We start from the raw sequence: 1,258 nt of genomic DNA on the forward strand, positions 1-1,258 counted from the left end.
GTATCGTTATTACCTGTGATATATTGAGAAATATCCTTTATAAATGTCTTATTTAAAGAGTCTGCTATTCCCAGTAAATTTAGTATTTTTATGGTTGTAGGTTGATTATTCCCTGACCAATATACTAAGTTTACATAAAAGGTTTCTACTGGCATAGCATTATGCACGTCAAAGCTATAGTCAAATCTTACTCTATAAGCACTTGCACCAGATTGAATAGGAATTTTGGGTGTTCTTAGAATCTCAGTTGTAGCGGAACTATTATTTCCCGCTTCATCGTCATTATAACAAGTATATTTAGAATTAAAGGAAACAGAGCCAATACATGTTCCAGCAGAATAGGTGGTGTTATGCTTTCAAAATTTTCTTGGAATATTGGTATCCATGTTTGAATAGTTGGAATATTTTCTGCTTTTGTTTCTTGAAATTTTTTTAAACTTTCATTTGACTTTTGCCATAAATATGCTATAATCAATAGCTCCATAGTTTAACTTTAGACTAAGGTCTATGCTGATTTTATCTTTTGTATTAATTCTGGTATAACTACATTTACATCCCCTACTATACCGTAGTCCGCAACTTTAAATATTGGTGCTTCGCTATCTTTGTTTATTGCAATAATATGCTTAGATGTTCTCATACCTGCCAAGTGTTGAATAGCTCCTGAAATACCAACAGCAAAATATATTAATGGAGATACCGTTTTTCCCGTTTGACCAACCTGATGTGAATGGTCTATCCAACCTGCATCTACTACAGCTTGACTTGCACCAAGTGCTGCTTTTAATCCTGTCTTTTCACTTAAAACACTAATTAGCTCTCTTAATAGCTTATGATAATTTTCTGCACTACCAAGGCCTCTACCACCAGATACTACAATATCCGCCTCAGTTACATCTATTTCCTTTGTTTCCTTTGCTTTTACTTCAATTAGCTCAATATCATCTATAATATTTTCTACCCTTAATTTTACAACTTCAGAATTATATATTGGCTCAGCTAATTTATAGCTTTTTGGTTTAATACCTATGATTTTAATCCCATCATAGTTTATCTTAAATGACCCAATTACTTTATTTGAATATATTGACTTAAGGAAATAACCATTTTCGTAGCTTTCAATATCTTCAAGGAATATAGCATCAGTTATGCCTGCTAAGTAGCTTAGTGTTTCTATTGCACTTGGTGTTGAACCGAAAAATATATATTCTATTTTTTCACTTTCTATAATTTTTTTCATTTCCGTTGCAATAATTTT

1 protein-coding gene is annotated in these 1,258 nt (G+C 31.8%); it reads right to left on the bottom strand.

What is annotated here, in order from left to right:
• Window positions 1-505: 505 nt before the first annotated feature.
• Window positions 506-1,258 (bottom strand): electron transfer flavoprotein subunit alpha/FixB family protein (locus ABDH49_09065; protein MEN3047101.1); only part of this gene is annotated, 753 nt, incomplete at its 5' end.

Source organism: Candidatus Hydrothermales bacterium, from assembly GCA_039630235.1.
Lineage (GTDB): Bacteria > Hydrothermota > Hydrothermia > Hydrothermales > JAJRUZ01 > JBCNVI01.